This is a genomic window from Methanolobus sp. ZRKC4, from assembly GCF_045291305.1.
Taxonomy (GTDB): domain Archaea; phylum Halobacteriota; class Methanosarcinia; order Methanosarcinales; family Methanosarcinaceae; genus Methanolobus.
The window spans coordinates 92,287-106,320 of sequence record NZ_CP146983.1 but is presented as its reverse complement, the minus strand read 5'-3'; the positions used below and the strand labels follow the sequence as shown (position 1 = coordinate 106,320).

Annotated in this window: 14 protein-coding genes, 2 tRNA genes and 1 other RNA gene; 8 read left to right on the top strand and 9 right to left on the bottom strand. The window is 42.0% G+C overall.

Annotated features, from left to right (window positions below; all coding sequences use genetic code 11):
• Positions 1-123 precede the first annotated feature (123 nt).
• A complete protein-coding gene (locus tag V7O67_RS00575) occupies positions 124-780 on the top strand; it encodes an MBL fold metallo-hydrolase (RefSeq protein ID WP_342303954.1) in 657 nt (218 codons plus the stop codon).
• A gap of 21 nt (positions 781-801) precedes the next feature.
• Positions 802-1,128: a ribonuclease P protein component 4 gene (locus tag V7O67_RS00570; RefSeq protein WP_342303955.1), complete on the top strand. Its 327-nt coding sequence runs from the start codon at positions 802-804 to the stop codon at positions 1,126-1,128.
• Here V7O67_RS00570 and V7O67_RS00565 read toward each other — a convergent pair whose 3' ends face one another.
• The 3 genes from V7O67_RS00565 to ffs all read right to left on the bottom strand — a co-directional run bounded on the left by V7O67_RS00565 (position 1,129) and on the right by ffs (position 1,895).
• Positions 1,129-1,359: a hypothetical protein gene (locus V7O67_RS00565; protein ID WP_342303956.1), complete on the bottom strand. Its 231-nt coding sequence runs from the start codon at positions 1,357-1,359 to the stop codon at positions 1,129-1,131.
• A gap of 75 nt (positions 1,360-1,434) precedes the next feature.
• Positions 1,435-1,519 (bottom strand) — tRNA-Ser (locus tag V7O67_RS00560).
• Between the two features lie 61 nt (positions 1,520-1,580).
• Positions 1,581-1,895: signal recognition particle sRNA (gene ffs / locus V7O67_RS00555), an RNA gene on the bottom strand.
• Between the two features lie 137 nt (positions 1,896-2,032).
• On the opposite strand from ffs, the gene V7O67_RS00550 reads away from it, so the two are divergent.
• Positions 2,033-2,272 carry a transcriptional regulator gene (locus tag V7O67_RS00550; protein WP_406670509.1) on the top strand — a complete coding sequence of 80 codons (240 nt, stop codon included), beginning with the start codon at positions 2,033-2,035 and terminating at the stop codon, positions 2,270-2,272.
• A gap of 15 nt (positions 2,273-2,287) precedes the next feature.
• Here V7O67_RS00550 and V7O67_RS00545 read toward each other — a convergent pair whose 3' ends face one another.
• Positions 2,288-3,664, bottom strand: coding sequence for an RAD55 family ATPase (locus tag V7O67_RS00545; RefSeq protein ID WP_406670507.1), 1,377 nt, complete (start codon positions 3,662-3,664; stop codon positions 2,288-2,290).
• A gap of 87 nt (positions 3,665-3,751) precedes the next feature.
• Between V7O67_RS00545 and V7O67_RS00540 the strand changes: the two genes are divergently transcribed.
• On the top strand, positions 3,752-3,895 hold the full coding sequence (locus V7O67_RS00540; RefSeq protein ID WP_406670505.1) for a hypothetical protein: 144 nt from the start codon (positions 3,752-3,754) through the stop codon (positions 3,893-3,895).
• On the opposite strand, the gene V7O67_RS00535 is transcribed toward V7O67_RS00540, so the two are convergent.
• Positions 3,892-4,671, bottom strand: coding sequence for an ATPase domain-containing protein (locus V7O67_RS00535; RefSeq protein WP_406655689.1), 780 nt, complete (start codon positions 4,669-4,671; stop codon positions 3,892-3,894). The two genes, V7O67_RS00540 and V7O67_RS00535, sit on opposite strands and share 4 nt — an antisense overlap.
• Before the next feature lie 489 nt (positions 4,672-5,160).
• Here V7O67_RS00535 and V7O67_RS00530 point away from each other — a divergent pair, with 489 nt between their 5' ends.
• The 4 genes from V7O67_RS00530 (at position 5,161) to V7O67_RS00515 (ending at position 10,800) form a co-directional block, all read left to right on the top strand.
• Complete coding sequence (locus V7O67_RS00530) at positions 5,161-7,161, top strand: S-layer protein domain-containing protein (RefSeq protein WP_406670503.1); 2,001 nt, start codon at positions 5,161-5,163, stop codon at positions 7,159-7,161.
• A 76-nt stretch (positions 7,162-7,237) separates the two neighbouring features.
• Positions 7,238-7,810 (top strand): hypothetical protein, encoded by a 573-nt coding sequence (locus V7O67_RS00525; protein ID WP_342303961.1) that lies wholly within the window; start codon positions 7,238-7,240, stop codon positions 7,808-7,810.
• A 91-nt stretch (positions 7,811-7,901) separates the two neighbouring features.
• Positions 7,902-8,010, top strand: a tRNA-Met gene (locus tag V7O67_RS00520).
• A 66-nt stretch (positions 8,011-8,076) separates the two neighbouring features.
• The gene (locus V7O67_RS00515; protein WP_406670501.1) at positions 8,077-10,800 is read left to right on the top strand and encodes a DNA-directed DNA polymerase; all 2,724 of its coding nucleotides are present in this window, start codon (positions 8,077-8,079) and stop codon (positions 10,798-10,800) included.
• Here the strand turns inward: V7O67_RS00515 and phoU are convergent.
• Genes phoU through pstC form a run of 4 tightly spaced genes read right to left on the bottom strand, consistent with a single transcriptional unit; the run spans position 10,797 to position 14,027 of the window.
• Complete coding sequence (gene phoU / locus V7O67_RS00510) at positions 10,797-11,447, bottom strand: phosphate signaling complex protein PhoU (RefSeq protein WP_406670499.1); 651 nt, start codon at positions 11,445-11,447, stop codon at positions 10,797-10,799. The two genes, V7O67_RS00515 and phoU, sit on opposite strands and share 4 nt — an antisense overlap.
• Before the next feature lie 6 nt (positions 11,448-11,453).
• On the bottom strand, positions 11,454-12,224 hold the full coding sequence (pstB, locus tag V7O67_RS00505; protein ID WP_406670497.1) for a phosphate ABC transporter ATP-binding protein PstB: 771 nt from the start codon (positions 12,222-12,224) through the stop codon (positions 11,454-11,456).
• A gap of 46 nt (positions 12,225-12,270) precedes the next feature.
• Entirely contained in the window at positions 12,271-13,128 is an 858-nt protein-coding gene (pstA, locus tag V7O67_RS00500; RefSeq protein WP_406670495.1) for a phosphate ABC transporter permease PstA, read from the bottom strand.
• Between the two features lie 5 nt (positions 13,129-13,133).
• Positions 13,134-14,027: a phosphate ABC transporter permease subunit PstC gene (gene pstC, locus V7O67_RS00495; protein ID WP_406655683.1), complete on the bottom strand. Its 894-nt coding sequence runs from the start codon at positions 14,025-14,027 to the stop codon at positions 13,134-13,136.
• Positions 14,028-14,034: the final 7 nt, after the last annotated feature.

The window sequence follows — 14,034 nt, the reverse complement described above, 5'->3', positions numbered from 1 at the left end:
TACTACCTTTTCCTGTCTTTGTATTCTTGTTTCTTTCAGTAGTTTTAATGCCTATTATGTTGTCATCTGGTATTTAGAAATGAGATTATTAGGTATTAGGTCAATAATTAGAGGTGTGATATTTTGGATGGTATAATAATTGATGGCGTTTTAATCAAATGGTTGGGTAACTCTGGTTTTATGATAAAAGGGAATGGCATGGTTATCTACATAGATCCAACTAATATATCCGCGAGAGTTCCTGAAGAAGACATGGCAGACTTACTTCTTATTACGCATGAACACTTCGGGCATTGTGATCCGGAATCTATTCGTAACGTCCGTAGATTCGACTGCACTACTTTAATTCCTGAGAAAATAAGTTTACAGTTCAGAGGAGATGCAAGAAGGGTCATTGAAGGTGATTCCCTTAGCGGAGAATTAAATATTAAAGGAGTGGACATCGAGGTTGTCTCTGCATATGACTCATGTGATAGCAGCAGTTCTTCCGGGGATGGTGTGGGCTACTTCTTTGTATTCGCAGGTTTGAAGATTTATCATGCAGGACATACGTGCGCGGTTCCAGAAATGGAAATAACTAATTCTGATATTGCTTTTTTGCCAATTGGTGGCCATGAGGTTATGGATGAAGTTAAGGCGGCTAATGCAGTATTACTGCTTTCTCCAAAGACTGTGGTGCCAATGATTTATGATTCGGATGATTTTGATGGCGCAAGCCCTGATGTATTCATAGATATGGTCAAAAAAAAGTCTCCTTCTACAAAAGTAGTGATTCTTTGATTTTCATGTAGGTGTCGTAAAATGGCAAGATCAAGAAAGAAAAACAAGGCTATATCCAAAATCATTGCACAAGAGCGTATTCAGTATCTCTTTGAACTCGCTAAAAATGAGCTTTGCTTAAACCCTGATAAGAGCGAACGGTACGTTTCGTTAGCAAGAAAAATAGGCATGCGTCATCGTGTAAGCATACCTGCAGAACTTAAACGCAATTTCTGCAAGCAATGTGGTTCCTTGCTTGTTACAGGTCAAAACTCAAGACGCCGCCTTAAAGATGGCAATATTATTATCACCTGCCTTAAATGCGGCGGAGTAACAAGATATCCCTTTAAATGTATAAAATCAAAATGATTATCCGTTGATCAGGGTCATAACTTTCATTGCCAGATATGCCACGGTGAATATTATAATTCCCATGGTCATATACATGAATATATTCCTGAAAACAACGTCTTTTTCAGAACCTGCCTTTATGCCAAAACCACCGCAGCAGCCTCCAGCTCCGCAGGATGTGCATGCACTCTCACTTTGCTTGTCGGATTCCTGACTATTTAATACCGGGATAATAGTTTTTTCAGACATTATTATGCTCTTTGTCCTTTATATTATTAGTTTCTCTACCACTGTGGGTATATTTGTAATTGCTAAAAAAAAGTACGACGAGAGGGGGATTCGAACCCCCGAGGCGCATAGCACCACAGGATTAGCAATCCTGCGCCATACCGGGCTTGGCTATCTCGTCAAAAAGCGAGTTCATTCCTTAATGCAATTCATCTATTTAATGCTTTCCGGCTTTATTAAAGTGACAGGCATGCCGCAAGTCGTTGTTTTTCCCATTTCCAAGTAGTCTATAATCTCTTCTCCACCCCGCAGCCCTACAAGCGATAGCTGTCCACGGTAGGTCTGCTCCCTTCCGGGCCTGGACTGGTTCCCGCAGTTAAGATATAAAAACAAGTTCTCCAACAAGCTCTTATATCAACACCATCCAAGCAGGACGGGGTTTCTCAGTTGAGATCACAGGTTTGAAAATGATCCGAACATCTCCTATTGGCTTCGTCTCCCGCATATCGGCGATTTCGGGTTACAGGTAACGCCGGCCTACCCAGACTAGCCCGCCACCACCTACATATGCATAACTGTTTATAAATGTATCCTTTGTACTGGTATGTGGTAAAAAATGTTTATGTTTGCGAGAATGATAAATTATGTAAAAGTAATTATATCATGTAACTCAATAATGTATTGGAGGATGAAAATGGAAGACTTGATCGGATTTGTAAGCGGTAATAAAAATCGTCAGAAATTACTTACTCTATTGGGGTCAAAACATAGCCTGGATGCAGGAAAAATGGCCAAGAACATGCATGTAGCTTCTCCTTCGGTCGATAAGATCGTAGAAGAGCTCATTGATAAAGAATTAATCGAACAGGAATGCGATGTATATAAGCTTACTGAACTGGGGGAAACTTTGGAGCGCAAAGTCCATAATATCTAATTATTTTTTTCATTTTTAGATTAAAGTGTCAGTTCTGAGTTTTATCCCGTTTTCTGTAATTGCATATTCTTTTATTGAGCGTTTGTGTTTTGTCCCTCTTGATTTGGTAACACACATATATCTTCGATCTCTTGCTCGGGAATTATGCAAAACGAGCACTGAATCCATGATGGATGCTGCATCTATTTTCTCATTACCTGGGCATTCCGAAGGTGCGGTATCTGTTGTAAATAAGGATGTAATGTTCCGGCTTTTCAGGTAATTTGTCATTGAATAAAGGTAGCCTCTAAGTTCTAAATTATCAGGCATTGATAACTCAAGGTGATTGGTTCCGTCAAAGAATACTCTGTTAATATTATTCGTTTCAATATTTTCTTTTATGTTTGCAGCATGTTCCCCAGGGTATATCTCACTTGGATTGTTGCAGATAAAAAATAAAAGTCCGTCATCAATATATCTTTCCAGATCCCATCCCATTCTTTTAGCATCAAGTATCATCTGGTGCGGTGTATCTTCGAATGTGACTACTATTCCCGCTTCATTATTTTTAAGTCCCTGCATTATGAATTGCAATCCGAATATTTTTTTTCCGGTTCCCGGGGTTCCAGCTACAAGAAGGCTGTTGTATTTTAAAAGTCCTCCATCGAACATACCATCCAGTCCGGGTATCCCTGTTCCAACTCTGGTATCGTCCAACGTTATCTTTTTTTCCGGTTTCAGGTGTGGGTACACGGCAAAGCCAGTTGAATTGATGTTATACAGATACTTACGGGAGGTAATCTCTGAGCGTATTCCCGGATCGAGCCCTCTCATTTTAATAAACTCCATTCGATGGTCTGCTTTGGAGTTACTGTCTTCTCTTGTGAGGTAAATAATACCATCTGAGAGGTGGCTGACTACGGAATTATGTAACTCTGTCTTTAAAAGTTCTCCGACAAGCAAGGTTAGCATATCTCTTTCCTGAAGCATTGAGTCCAGAGTGTAAAAAAACCGTCTCCTTTCCTGTTCAACGAATCCGAATCCCAGAGGAGTGATGGGATCAATGACCAGTCTGTCGGGCTTGACCGATTCAATTACATTTCCTATGTCGATCAATGTTGTCAGGGGATCTTTCTCAGAAAGTTGTCGGTTTATAGCATGCACTTCAAAGGAGTCGTCGAAGAAATCAAGAGTGGAATGGTACATTTTCAGTTTTTCAGTACTTTCTGTCGTAATAGGTATGTAGAGTGCTTTCTCCCCTTTTTTGGAAGCATTTGAAAGCATCTGCAGTGACATAATCGTCTTGCCCACTCCTGCTGTTCCTGCGACCAGGATTGTAGAGGGGGACATCATTCCACCCAAAATTTCGTCAAGCCCTTTGATACCACACGATATGCTTTTTAACCCGTCCATTCTATCTTCTTTCTGAGTTTGGTTCGATTATTTTTCTATTCGTTAATTTAATATATACTTTTATATAATTACTTGTTGGTGAATAATGTGAACTACAGATGTCCGCTTTGTGAAGGAAAAATGAACAGGTGGAGATTTCCGGTTCTTAAAAGGCATGATCACTTCGGCCGTGCCCTTGCAATTTATAAATGTGTGGAGTGCGGTCATGAGGAAATGTATCCGGATATTTAGAACATTGAGTATACTTCTTCATGCGGATGTATGACAAAACCTTCGGGTGTAATGTCGTACGGATGGATTTTTTTGCTATGGTCTGAACCGCGCATTTTAAAGATCTCCATGCTTCTCATACGCACGTTCTCATGTCTTTTGTAATATAATACTATGGTCCCATCTGTCACGAAGTTTTCAACACCGAATCGTGAGGGGTTTTCCTCGTCTATAAGCTCACATGTCATCATGGAAGTCAGGCCGATAACTTCGAGCGTAGTACTCAATTTAAGGAGTTCTATCCTTATCTTGGCCGGGTCCTGAAGATAGAAACTTACCGAAGTTGTTGAATCTACAAGTGCACGTCTGGCGTTAATTTCTTCCTGGGTGGCAATGATCTGATCCATCATTGAACGTATGTCAAAAGGACGGACATCCACATATTTCTCCTGTGAAGGGATGCCTATTTTCGTCGAACATGCGTCAATAATCACCAGTTTGTTCTCTTCTTCAAGTGCTTCTAGGTCCCAACCGAATTTCATGACATTTTCCCTGATTTGTTCAGGTCTTTCTTCTGTGGCCACTATGACTCCGTTTTCACCGTACTTGGTAATTCCGTTGTAGATAAACTGAATTGAGAAGTTGGTTTTTCCAGCTCCCGATGTGCCGGATATCAGGTATGTTCTGTCTCGGATGAGCCCGCCTCCGCACAACTCATCAAATCCGGGTATCCCTGTTTTTACCCGGTTAGCCTCATCTTCCATTGAGATTTCCTCAGAAACTGCACCATCGAACATTTTACTTTTTCACTCCTTGTGATAATTGCGTGATAAAGTGAATTGAAAAGGTTATACATATATTAGTTTTATTTTATGTTTATTTTATGTTATCATATATATAAATATGTTGAATTATGATTATTGTAGTGGCCGTGAATATAGCTTTCTTTCTTAAAAAACTATATGGCAATCTGTGAACATTATCGGTGTGTTCCTTTGTATTTTCCCTGCAGTTTATCTGCTAACTTCGACATTTCCCGTTAAATGCATCGATATTTGCCAATGCAACGTGATAATTACTCGAATTTAGACCACAAAAGATTTAAAACGGCAATTGATTAATAGAACACTTGTAATCCAATATGACGGGATTAGGAGGGTGATGAAGTCTCCTTCGGCAATTAACGAATCTTTGTGTTTGTTTTTTTGTCTGAAGTTAATATGGCGATAATACGCTTTATTTCTGATTCTCACTCTTATATCATAGAATAAATACGGAGGAAAAAAATGAACAGATTTACAACAATTGCACTCGTTGCTCTCTTAGCAATTGCAGCACTTATTGTGCCAGCAAGCGCTGTAGACGCAACAATAGAAGTGCGCAGTGAAGTTTTCAGTGGTGACAACTTCAGTGACATTTTCGACACAGTAGGCGGAAACATTGAAATTAATTCAACAAACTTTGCAGGTTTCTGGTATGACATTGATGATAACCTTGCAAGTGAAACTCTTACAATCTTAAACAACTCTGCGCTGGTATCAGGCGAGACTATTGATGAGGAAGGTCTATGGTACAATGCAACTATTGTACAGGCAGACTATACAGCAGAATTCGCTAACGAGACTCCAGATGATGACAACAGCACATTCCCACTTATCGGACTCTTCGCTGAGTCATATGTTGCAACAGCTGATGATGATGCAGGCGAACTTATGAAGTTGCTTCTCGACAACGATGACAAGTACACACTCAGGACCGGTTCCGCACTTGAGCTGCCAAACGGCTACGAACTTACCGCAAAGCAGATCGATGTAGAGGGTGACAAGGTCTGGATGGAACTCTCCAGGGATGGCGAGTTCATCGAGGATGAAGTTATCGATGTAATAGGTGGCGAAGCAACATGGACCTATGACACAGATGTAGGCGACACAGACGATGTAATCGTCTTCAGGGCACTCATCACCGATGTGTTCCAGGGTCAGGTCGACAGTCTTGCAGTAGTCGAGGGTCTCTGGCTCCTTGACTACGAGAACATTCTCGAGATAGACTCTGCTGATGAATTCGGAGAATTTGAAGTCAATGCTGTATCCAGCACCATTTCAATGTTCAACTCCGGTACACTTACACTTTCAGATGACAAGGACATTGATCTTGCAGAAGGCCTAATGATCACCACTGCAGACTCTGATCTTAGATTTGCTCTTGTGAAGGAATACACCGAGCCAGGAACCTACGAGGTTAGAGGATCTGTTGCAGTAGCTACTGATTCATGGACCGCAAATGATTTTGCAGGTTTCTGGTATGACCTTGATGACGATGAATCTTCAGAAACACTTTCAATCACTGTTGATGGCGAAACCGTTGACGAAGAAGACCTCTGGTATAACACAACCATTGTACAGACTTCATACACAGCAGACTTCGCTAACGAGACTCCAGATGATGACAACAGCACATTCCCAATTATTGGACTCTTTGCACAGGAATATGTTGCAACAGCTGATGATGATGCAGGTGAGCTTATGGAGCTGCTCCTTGACAACGACGACAAGTACACACTCAGGACCGGTTCCGCACTCGAGATGCCAAACGGTTATGAACTTACCGCAAAGCAGATCGATGTAGAGGGTGACAAGGTCTGGATGGAACTCTCCAAGGATGGCGAATTCGTCGAGGATGAAGTTATCGATGTAATAGGTGGCGAAGCAACATGGACCTATGACACAGATGTAGGTGACACAGACGATGTAATTGTCTTCAGGGCACTCATCACCGATGTGTTCCAGGGTCAGGTTGACAGTCTTGCAGTGGTCGAGGGTCTCTGGCTCCTTGACTACGAGAACATTCTCGAGATAGACTCTGCTGATGAATTCGGGGAACTTGAAGTCGACGCTGTAGCCAGCACCATTTCAATGTTCAACTCTGGCACACTCACTTTGTCACAAGACAAGGAAATCGAACTCGCAGAAGGCTTCATGCTCAAGACCGCAGACTCAACTGATCTCAGATACTACCCATTCGTCGAGAGAACAATCGGTGAAGGAATGGAAGTAGTTGAAGGCGATGGTGACGAAGGCGTAGATGAAGAAATGCCTGGTGATGAAGTAGTCGAAGGCGAGGGTGACGAAGTCGTAGAAGAAACCCCAGCTGAAGATGAAACACCTGTAGAAGATGATACTGAAGTAGAAGAAGAAGACACTGAAGAACCTGCAGAATCCCCTGGATTTGAAGCAGTCTTCGCAGTTGCAGGTCTTCTTGCAGTCGCATACCTTGTCAGAAGGAACTAAATATCTAAACTAAAGAAGGGTTAATCCCTTCTTTTAACCTTTTTTTTATGATTGATTTTTTTAAAGAGGTGTAACCATGCTTAAAAAAGTCTTTTTGGTTCTAATAATTAGTATTTTAATGTTATCAATCTCCGGTTGCACGGACAAGGTTGTTGAAGAAAGTCTTGTAGACACAGGTGTTGTCACAAATACTATCTCAGACGATGCCAGTAGTCAGAGTCTTATGCCTATTGATGATCTATCCGAAAACTACGAGTTTCTTGGTTCCCGTGACCTATCTGCTGAAAAAGTAGGGAGTGAATACATTTCAGTAGAAGGTATCGAAGGTGGTTCAGAAGGTCTTTATATATATCTGAATTCCACAGATCTTTATATCGATGTTATAGAAATGAACAGCTCATCTTCGGCTGAAGAGTTTATAGTCCAGTATAAGGCAGGGTTCAGAGAATTATCTTCAGGATCACGCTTTACAGAAGAATCCATTAGTGATCATTCTACTGTAAGAATACTTGAATATGTTACAATTGATAAGGCCAATATTCCCAGATACACTTACATCTGGAGCAACGATAAGTTTGTCTTTGTTGTAGGTGGTGCAACAGATGATTATGTTGTTTTGAGTGAGTTGGCTGAAGCAACGGGATATTAACCCGTGCCATTTTTTTTTGATTTTTCTGTTAACTGTTGGCTTTTTCAATCGACATGTTTTAATACAACTTTCCCCTTCTAGATGCTGCATTGCCCGGATAGCCTAGTTGGTTGGGGCGCCAGACTCATAGGGAATATTAACCGTGCGTCCAAATCTCCTGAGACATCTGGAGGTCGCGTGTTCGAGTCACGCTCCGGGCATTCATTTTTTTTATCTTTTTACATTTCAACGCAAAGCATATATGCTGCAAACCTGTAAGGTAATTCATGAATTTCCAGATACTTGATGCCGATTATATCCGTGAGGACAAAGGGCCTGTCATTCGCCTTTTTGGAAGGGGTGAGGATGGTAAAAGTGTCTGCTGTTTTGTACCGGGCTTTGAGCCATATTTCTATATCAGTGCTGAAGGGGAGCTCGATGAACTCTCCACTATGCTCAAGGAACGGTTCGATGTGATAAGAAAAGTAGACATCATTCCTAAATTAGAACCTGTTGGATACCAGGTATCCAAAAAACCCATGCTCAAGGTCATTACATATGAACCCGGGAATGTTCCTGAGATACGTGATGATATTGTAAATATACCTGCTGTAAAAGAGATATATGAAACTGATATCCTTTTCAGGAACCGTTTTCTGATTGATAAGGAATTGCATGGTATGGGCTGGGTGACAGCATCCTCATTTTCCAAAGAAACATTTTCAGGTGGAACGGCCAAATACTGCGATGAGGTATTCACTGCCTCTTCTCTGGAAGAGATCGAAAAGCTCTCTAACGCTCCTCTAAAGCATTTGGCCTTTGATATTGAATGTCTTCCTCTGGGGGGTTCGATGCCTGTTCCGGAGACCTCTCCTGTCATTATGATTAGTTTTTCCTTCAGCCCTGCTTATGAAGGATATGATACTAAGGTCCTTGTTGCCAAGGAAGTTGAAGGAGTAAGTGCTGATGTTGAATGTTTCGATTCGGAAACTTTAATGTTGAATCGCTTTTTTGAGATATTTCAGGAATACGATGCAGATGTCGTATCTGGCTATAATATTAATGGATTTGACATTCCTTACATTGCAGATAGGGTGACTATGCTTGCAGGTTCTGGGAAAAATGTAAGATCATCAGTGGGTCGTGATGGCAGGATACTTAGTTATCGTAAGATCGGCAATCGTACCATGGTGTCAATACCCGGTCGTGTTGTTGTCGATGCTCTTCCTCTCATCAGAAGCCAATATAGTCTCAAACGATACACACTAAGAAATGTCGCGAAAGAGTTACTTGACAGAGAAAAGCTGGATGTAGCTCCTTCTGAGATGGAAGAATACTGGAATGATACTGGAGAAAAGATACTTCATTTTATAGATTATGCACAACGTGATTCCGAACTGGCACTGGAGCTTTTTATGAAACTCAGGCTTCTCGACAAACATGTCGCAGTAGCCCAGGTAAGTGGTTCCTTGCTTCAGGAAGTTGTGGATGGTGGGCAGACCTCTATGGTTGAGAACCTGCTGTTGCGTGAGTATGGCAAAAGAGATCGTGTAATCCCTCCTAAACCCTCTGATGACCTTGTTAGTTTCCGTAATCGCAGCAGTGAAGGTCTCAAGGGTGGCGAGGTACTCGAGCCCAAAAAAGGTCTTCTTGAGAATATTGTTATACTTGACTACAAATCTCTTTATCCTACCATCATGATGGCCCATAACCTTTGTTATACTACTGTTGTTGAACATGATCGTCCGGAAAGTGAGACTATAAAGCCTCCTTCCGGGGGAGAGTTTGTGTCCTCAGAGGTATCAAAGGGTATAATGCCTTCTATTCTTGAGAACCTGCTCAACAGAAGGGTGGAAACAAAGAAACGCATGAAAAGTGCTGCAAGTGAGGATGAGTATCGTGTCCTTGACGCAACACAACTTGCCCTGAAAATACTCCTGAACAGTTTTTATGGTTACTCTGGTTACACAAGAGCAAGGCTTTACAGCCTTGCACTTGCAAATGCGGTGACTAGCTTTGGGAGAGAGAACATCCTGAATACCCGTGCAATTGTCAATGGCAGCATAAATAAGGTGGTATTAAGGGATAGTACTGTCTATTTCACAGAAGAGGTCGATGCCATCAAGCCCGATGATCGTATTGTTTCACTTTCGGTTGTGTATGGGGATACGGACAGTGTATTCGTGCAGTGCAGCTCAGAAGATTCTATTTCTCTTGAGGATGCTGAACTTGTAGGTAACAAAATTGCAGGAACTGTTTCATCATCCCTTCCTGATCCTATGGAACTTGAGTTTGAGTCTATTGCCCGCAGGGGTCTTTTCATAGCAAAGAAGCGTTATGCTATCTGGGTCTTCGAACGTGCCGGTGATGAATGGAAGGATTCCATAAAGGTCAAGGGCATGGAGACTGTAAGGCGAGACTGGTGTGAATTGACTTCCAAGACGCTTAACAGGGTTTTGGAACTTGTTCTCAAAGAAGGTAATGTCGATGCTGCTGTATTGCATGTCAGGAAAGTCGTTGATGGTGTGAGAAATATTGATGTCCGCAAAGATGAGGATGTAATCGATGATCTCACAATGACAAGAATGTTCTCTAAAAGTGCTTCACGTTATAAGAACAAGCAGCCACATCTTACGGTTGTAGAGAAAATCGAGAAAAGGACAGGTAATCCTCCTCCTGTGGGGGAACGCATACCCTTTGTCATAGTAGCTGGTAAGGACCTGTTTGTCAATCGTGCCGAAGATCCGGAATACGTCAGGGAACACAATGTGCCTATTGATGTAGATTATTATATCAAGAAGCAGGTACTTCCTCCGGTAGAGAGAATACTGGGTGTATTCGGTGTGGATATTGCCAACCTGGATTATGATTCAAAGCAAAAGGGTCTTTTCGATTTCTCGGATAAGCCACAGGATTCTCCCATCAAACGCATTAACAAAAAAGAGGTGGAGGTTCAATCTCCACAGCCATCAGAAGAAAAGAAATCCCAAAGCTCCCTGTTTGATTTTTAGTTGAGGTCTACTCTTTCACCGGATGCCATGTAGACAACACTTTCACAAATATTGCATGCATGGTCTCCTATCCTCTCCAGGTATCGAAGAACGAAGAGCAGATATGAGGCATTGGTTATTATGGTGTCATCCTTTATCATCATCTCAATAAGTTCTTTTTCTGTAGCATAGAATGTTCTGTCGATTTTATCATCTCTTTTTGCAGTGGACGTTGCTAACTCAACATCATTACTTGCGAATGCTATCATTGCCTGCTCAAGCATATTTTCGGCGGTCTCTGCCATTTTAGGTATGTTAATGAGTGGTTTGATGTGTTCGCCTTCAATTCTTTCTGCGACTTCAGCAACATTGACTGCAAGGTCACTCATTCTCTCCAGATCAATAGCTATTTTGAAGCAGGCGGTGACAAGTCTCATGTCTCCTGCTGTTGGGCTCTGGCGTGCTATGATATGAGAAATGCATTTCTCTATTTTCATTTCGTAATCGTCAATTGCCTGATCTCCATCTATAACACTTTTTGCAAGCTCCATGTCAAGCTCTTTCAGAGCTTTCATAGAGTTATTTATGGCATCCTGGGATAGTTTTCCCATCTGTGTTACATTATTTTTCAGAATACCAAGCATTTCATGGTACTTTGTACGTGTCATTTTTCTTCACCCGAATCTTCCGGTGATATAATCTTCGGTTTCCTTTTCTCTGGGACTCTCGAATATCTGTTCGGTTTTCCCGAATTCAATCAAATCTCCCAGAAGGAAGAATGCTGTGTAGTCGGATATTCTAGCAGCCTGTTGCATATTGTGAGTTACTATGACTATAGTATAGTTCTTTTTCAACTCAAATATAAGGTCTTCGATTTTGCCGGTGGATATGGGGTCAAGAGCACTGCATGGTTCGTCGAAGAGTATTACTTCGGGTTTTACGGCAAGTGTCCTTGCAATACAAAGTCTCTGTTGCTGACCACCGCTTAAGTCCAAGGCCGAAATGCTCAGCCTGTCTGAAACCTCTTCCCACAGGGCTCCGGATTTGAGGGCTCCCTCTACGATTCCATCTATCTCTTTTTTCTTTACTCCGTGAATACGTGGGCCATATGCAATATTATCATGTATTGACATAGGGAAAGGATTCGGTTTCTGGAAAACCATGCCTACTCTTTTTCTGAGGTCGACAACATCTACATTTTTTGAGTAGATATCTTCCCCGTCAATATTAACGTCTCCTTCTATCCGGCAACTTGGGATAAGATCGTTCATCCTGTTCAAGCATCTCAGGAAAGTGGATTTACCGCAACCTGATGGCCCGATAAAAGCCGTAACACTATTTTTTGGAATATCGATAGATATGTCATGGAGGGCGTGGTTATCGCCGTACCAGAGGTTCAGGTCCTTAACTGCTATCTCTGTTCCGTTATCGTAAGTTTCTGGCATGTATTATCCTCTTAAATATATGTGTGATTTTAGGATGTGGCAAAATTCATCTCTGTAATTTTTTCCTGTAGTGTGATCTCAGGCTTACTGCAACAAGGTTCACACCAAGTACTATTATCAGCAATACAAGTGCGGTGCCGTACTGGGTTGGTCTTGTTTTTGCGATATTGGTGCCTGCAGTGGCGAGTACAAACAGGTGGTAAGGAAGTGCCATGAACTGTGAGTATACCGAGTCCGGCAATCTTGGTAAAAAGTAAGCTGCGCCTGTAAGCAAAATGGGTGCGGTTTCTCCGGCTACTCTTCCGACACTAAGTATAGCTCCGGTAACCATCCCGGGGATTGCTGCCGGGAGTACAACCTTGCGTATTGTCTGCCATTTAGTGACTCCTAAAGCAAGTGAAGCTTCCCGGTATTCCTTTGGCACCGTGATGAGAGCTTCCTGGCTTGCTCTTATTATTACTGGTAAGATGAGCAATGCAAGTGTTAAAGAGGCTGCCAATAATGAAGGGCCAAAACCCAGATATTTTACAAACATTGCAAGCCCGAACAGTCCGAAGACCACTGATGGTGTTCCTGCAAGGTTGTTGATTGCCATTTCTATTGTCCAGGTGGTTCTTCCGGGTTTTGCATATTCATTCAGGTAAATCGCTGCAAGAATTCCCACTGGAAGAGCAACTGCCATGGACATTATTATCAGGTAGATCGTCCCCATAAGAGCAGGATATATGCCACCTTCTGTCATTCTATTTCGTGGCATCTCGGTAATGAATTCAATGCTGAGTGCACCGATTCCATTGTAAATTATGTAAGCAAGTATGGCAACAACAAAGAAGACAACCAGTGCAGCGGCTAATCTCAGCAGTGTAAATGCTATTTTTTCATTTATTTTTGGATTGAATAACATCGCTATCACAGGTTGAACTTGTATTTCTTTTTAATATGGCTGGCTATTATGTTAATGATGAATGTTATTATGAAAAGCACGGAACCAACTGCGAAAAGTGCATGAAAGTGAGCGCTTCCCTGAGGCACCTCTCCCATTTCAAGGGCTATGGTGGCTGTCATCGTCCTGACGGGTGAAAATAATCCTGAAGGGAATCCTGGTATCACTGCTGCATTTCCTGTGACCATCATAACAGTCATGGTCTCTCCGATCGCACGTCCTATTCCGAGCATTACTGCAGCTGATATCCCTGAGAGGGCAGCAGGTATTGTAACTTTATAGATGGTTTGCCATTTAGTAGAGCCCAGTGCAAGGGAACCTTCTTTTATTGAGCGTGGTACCGAACTTATGGCGTCCTCTGAAATTGATATGATTGTAGGCAATGCCATTATTCCAAGCATTATTGATCCTGTGAGTGCTGTTTGCCCGGTGGTAAGGTCCAGACTATTTCGAATAATCGGTACAAGAACAACAAGACCAAAGAATCCGAAAACGACTGATGGGATGCCCGCCAGTATTTCTGTGAAGGGTTTCAATACTCTCGCAACTCTTGGGTTCGCGAGTTCTGCGATATAAACCGCCGCAGCTATTCCGAGAGGGACTGAAAATATGATTGCTCCTATAGTTACTATGACCGATCCCAGGAACAAAGGTACAAGTCCGAATAGAGGTGGTCTTGCGGTAGGGTACCATAATTTTCCTGTAAGAAATTCTAATAGTGTCGTGTCACTTTTTGTAAAAAGAAGTATTCCATCCCTGAATAAAAAAAGACAAAGAAGGAAAAGGGTTACAACTGCCACTGCTCCTGATAGGAAGAGCATTGATTCAATTGCCTTTTCCTTTTTATTCCTGTTTGTCATTTGTTTC

Coding starts and splice junctions, on each gene's coding strand:
- phoU (WP_406670499.1), bottom strand. CDS start 11,447: ATGACACGTACAAAGTACCATGAAATGCTTGGTATTCTGAAAAATAAT.
- pstB (WP_406670497.1), bottom strand. CDS start 12,224: ATGCCAGAAACTTACGATAACGGAACAGAGATAGCAGTTAAGGACCTG.
- V7O67_RS00525 (WP_342303961.1), top strand. CDS start 7,238: ATGCTTAAAAAAGTCTTTTTGGTTCTAATAATTAGTATTTTAATGTTA.
- V7O67_RS00550 (WP_406670509.1), top strand. CDS start 2,033: ATGGAAGACTTGATCGGATTTGTAAGCGGTAATAAAAATCGTCAGAAA.
- V7O67_RS00515 (WP_406670501.1), top strand. CDS start 8,077: ATGAATTTCCAGATACTTGATGCCGATTATATCCGTGAGGACAAAGGG.
- pstC (WP_406655683.1), bottom strand. CDS start 14,027: ATGACAAACAGGAATAAAAAGGAAAAGGCAATTGAATCAATGCTCTTC.
- V7O67_RS00545 (WP_406670507.1), bottom strand. CDS start 3,664: ATGGACGGGTTAAAAAGCATATCGTGTGGTATCAAAGGGCTTGACGAA.
- pstA (WP_406670495.1), bottom strand. CDS start 13,128: ATGTTATTCAATCCAAAAATAAATGAAAAAATAGCATTTACACTGCTG.
- V7O67_RS00530 (WP_406670503.1), top strand. CDS start 5,161: ATGAACAGATTTACAACAATTGCACTCGTTGCTCTCTTAGCAATTGCA.
- V7O67_RS00565 (WP_342303956.1), bottom strand. CDS start 1,359: ATGTCTGAAAAAACTATTATCCCGGTATTAAATAGTCAGGAATCCGAC.
- V7O67_RS00570 (WP_342303955.1), top strand. CDS start 802: ATGGCAAGATCAAGAAAGAAAAACAAGGCTATATCCAAAATCATTGCA.
- V7O67_RS00535 (WP_406655689.1), bottom strand. CDS start 4,671: ATGTTCGATGGTGCAGTTTCTGAGGAAATCTCAATGGAAGATGAGGCT.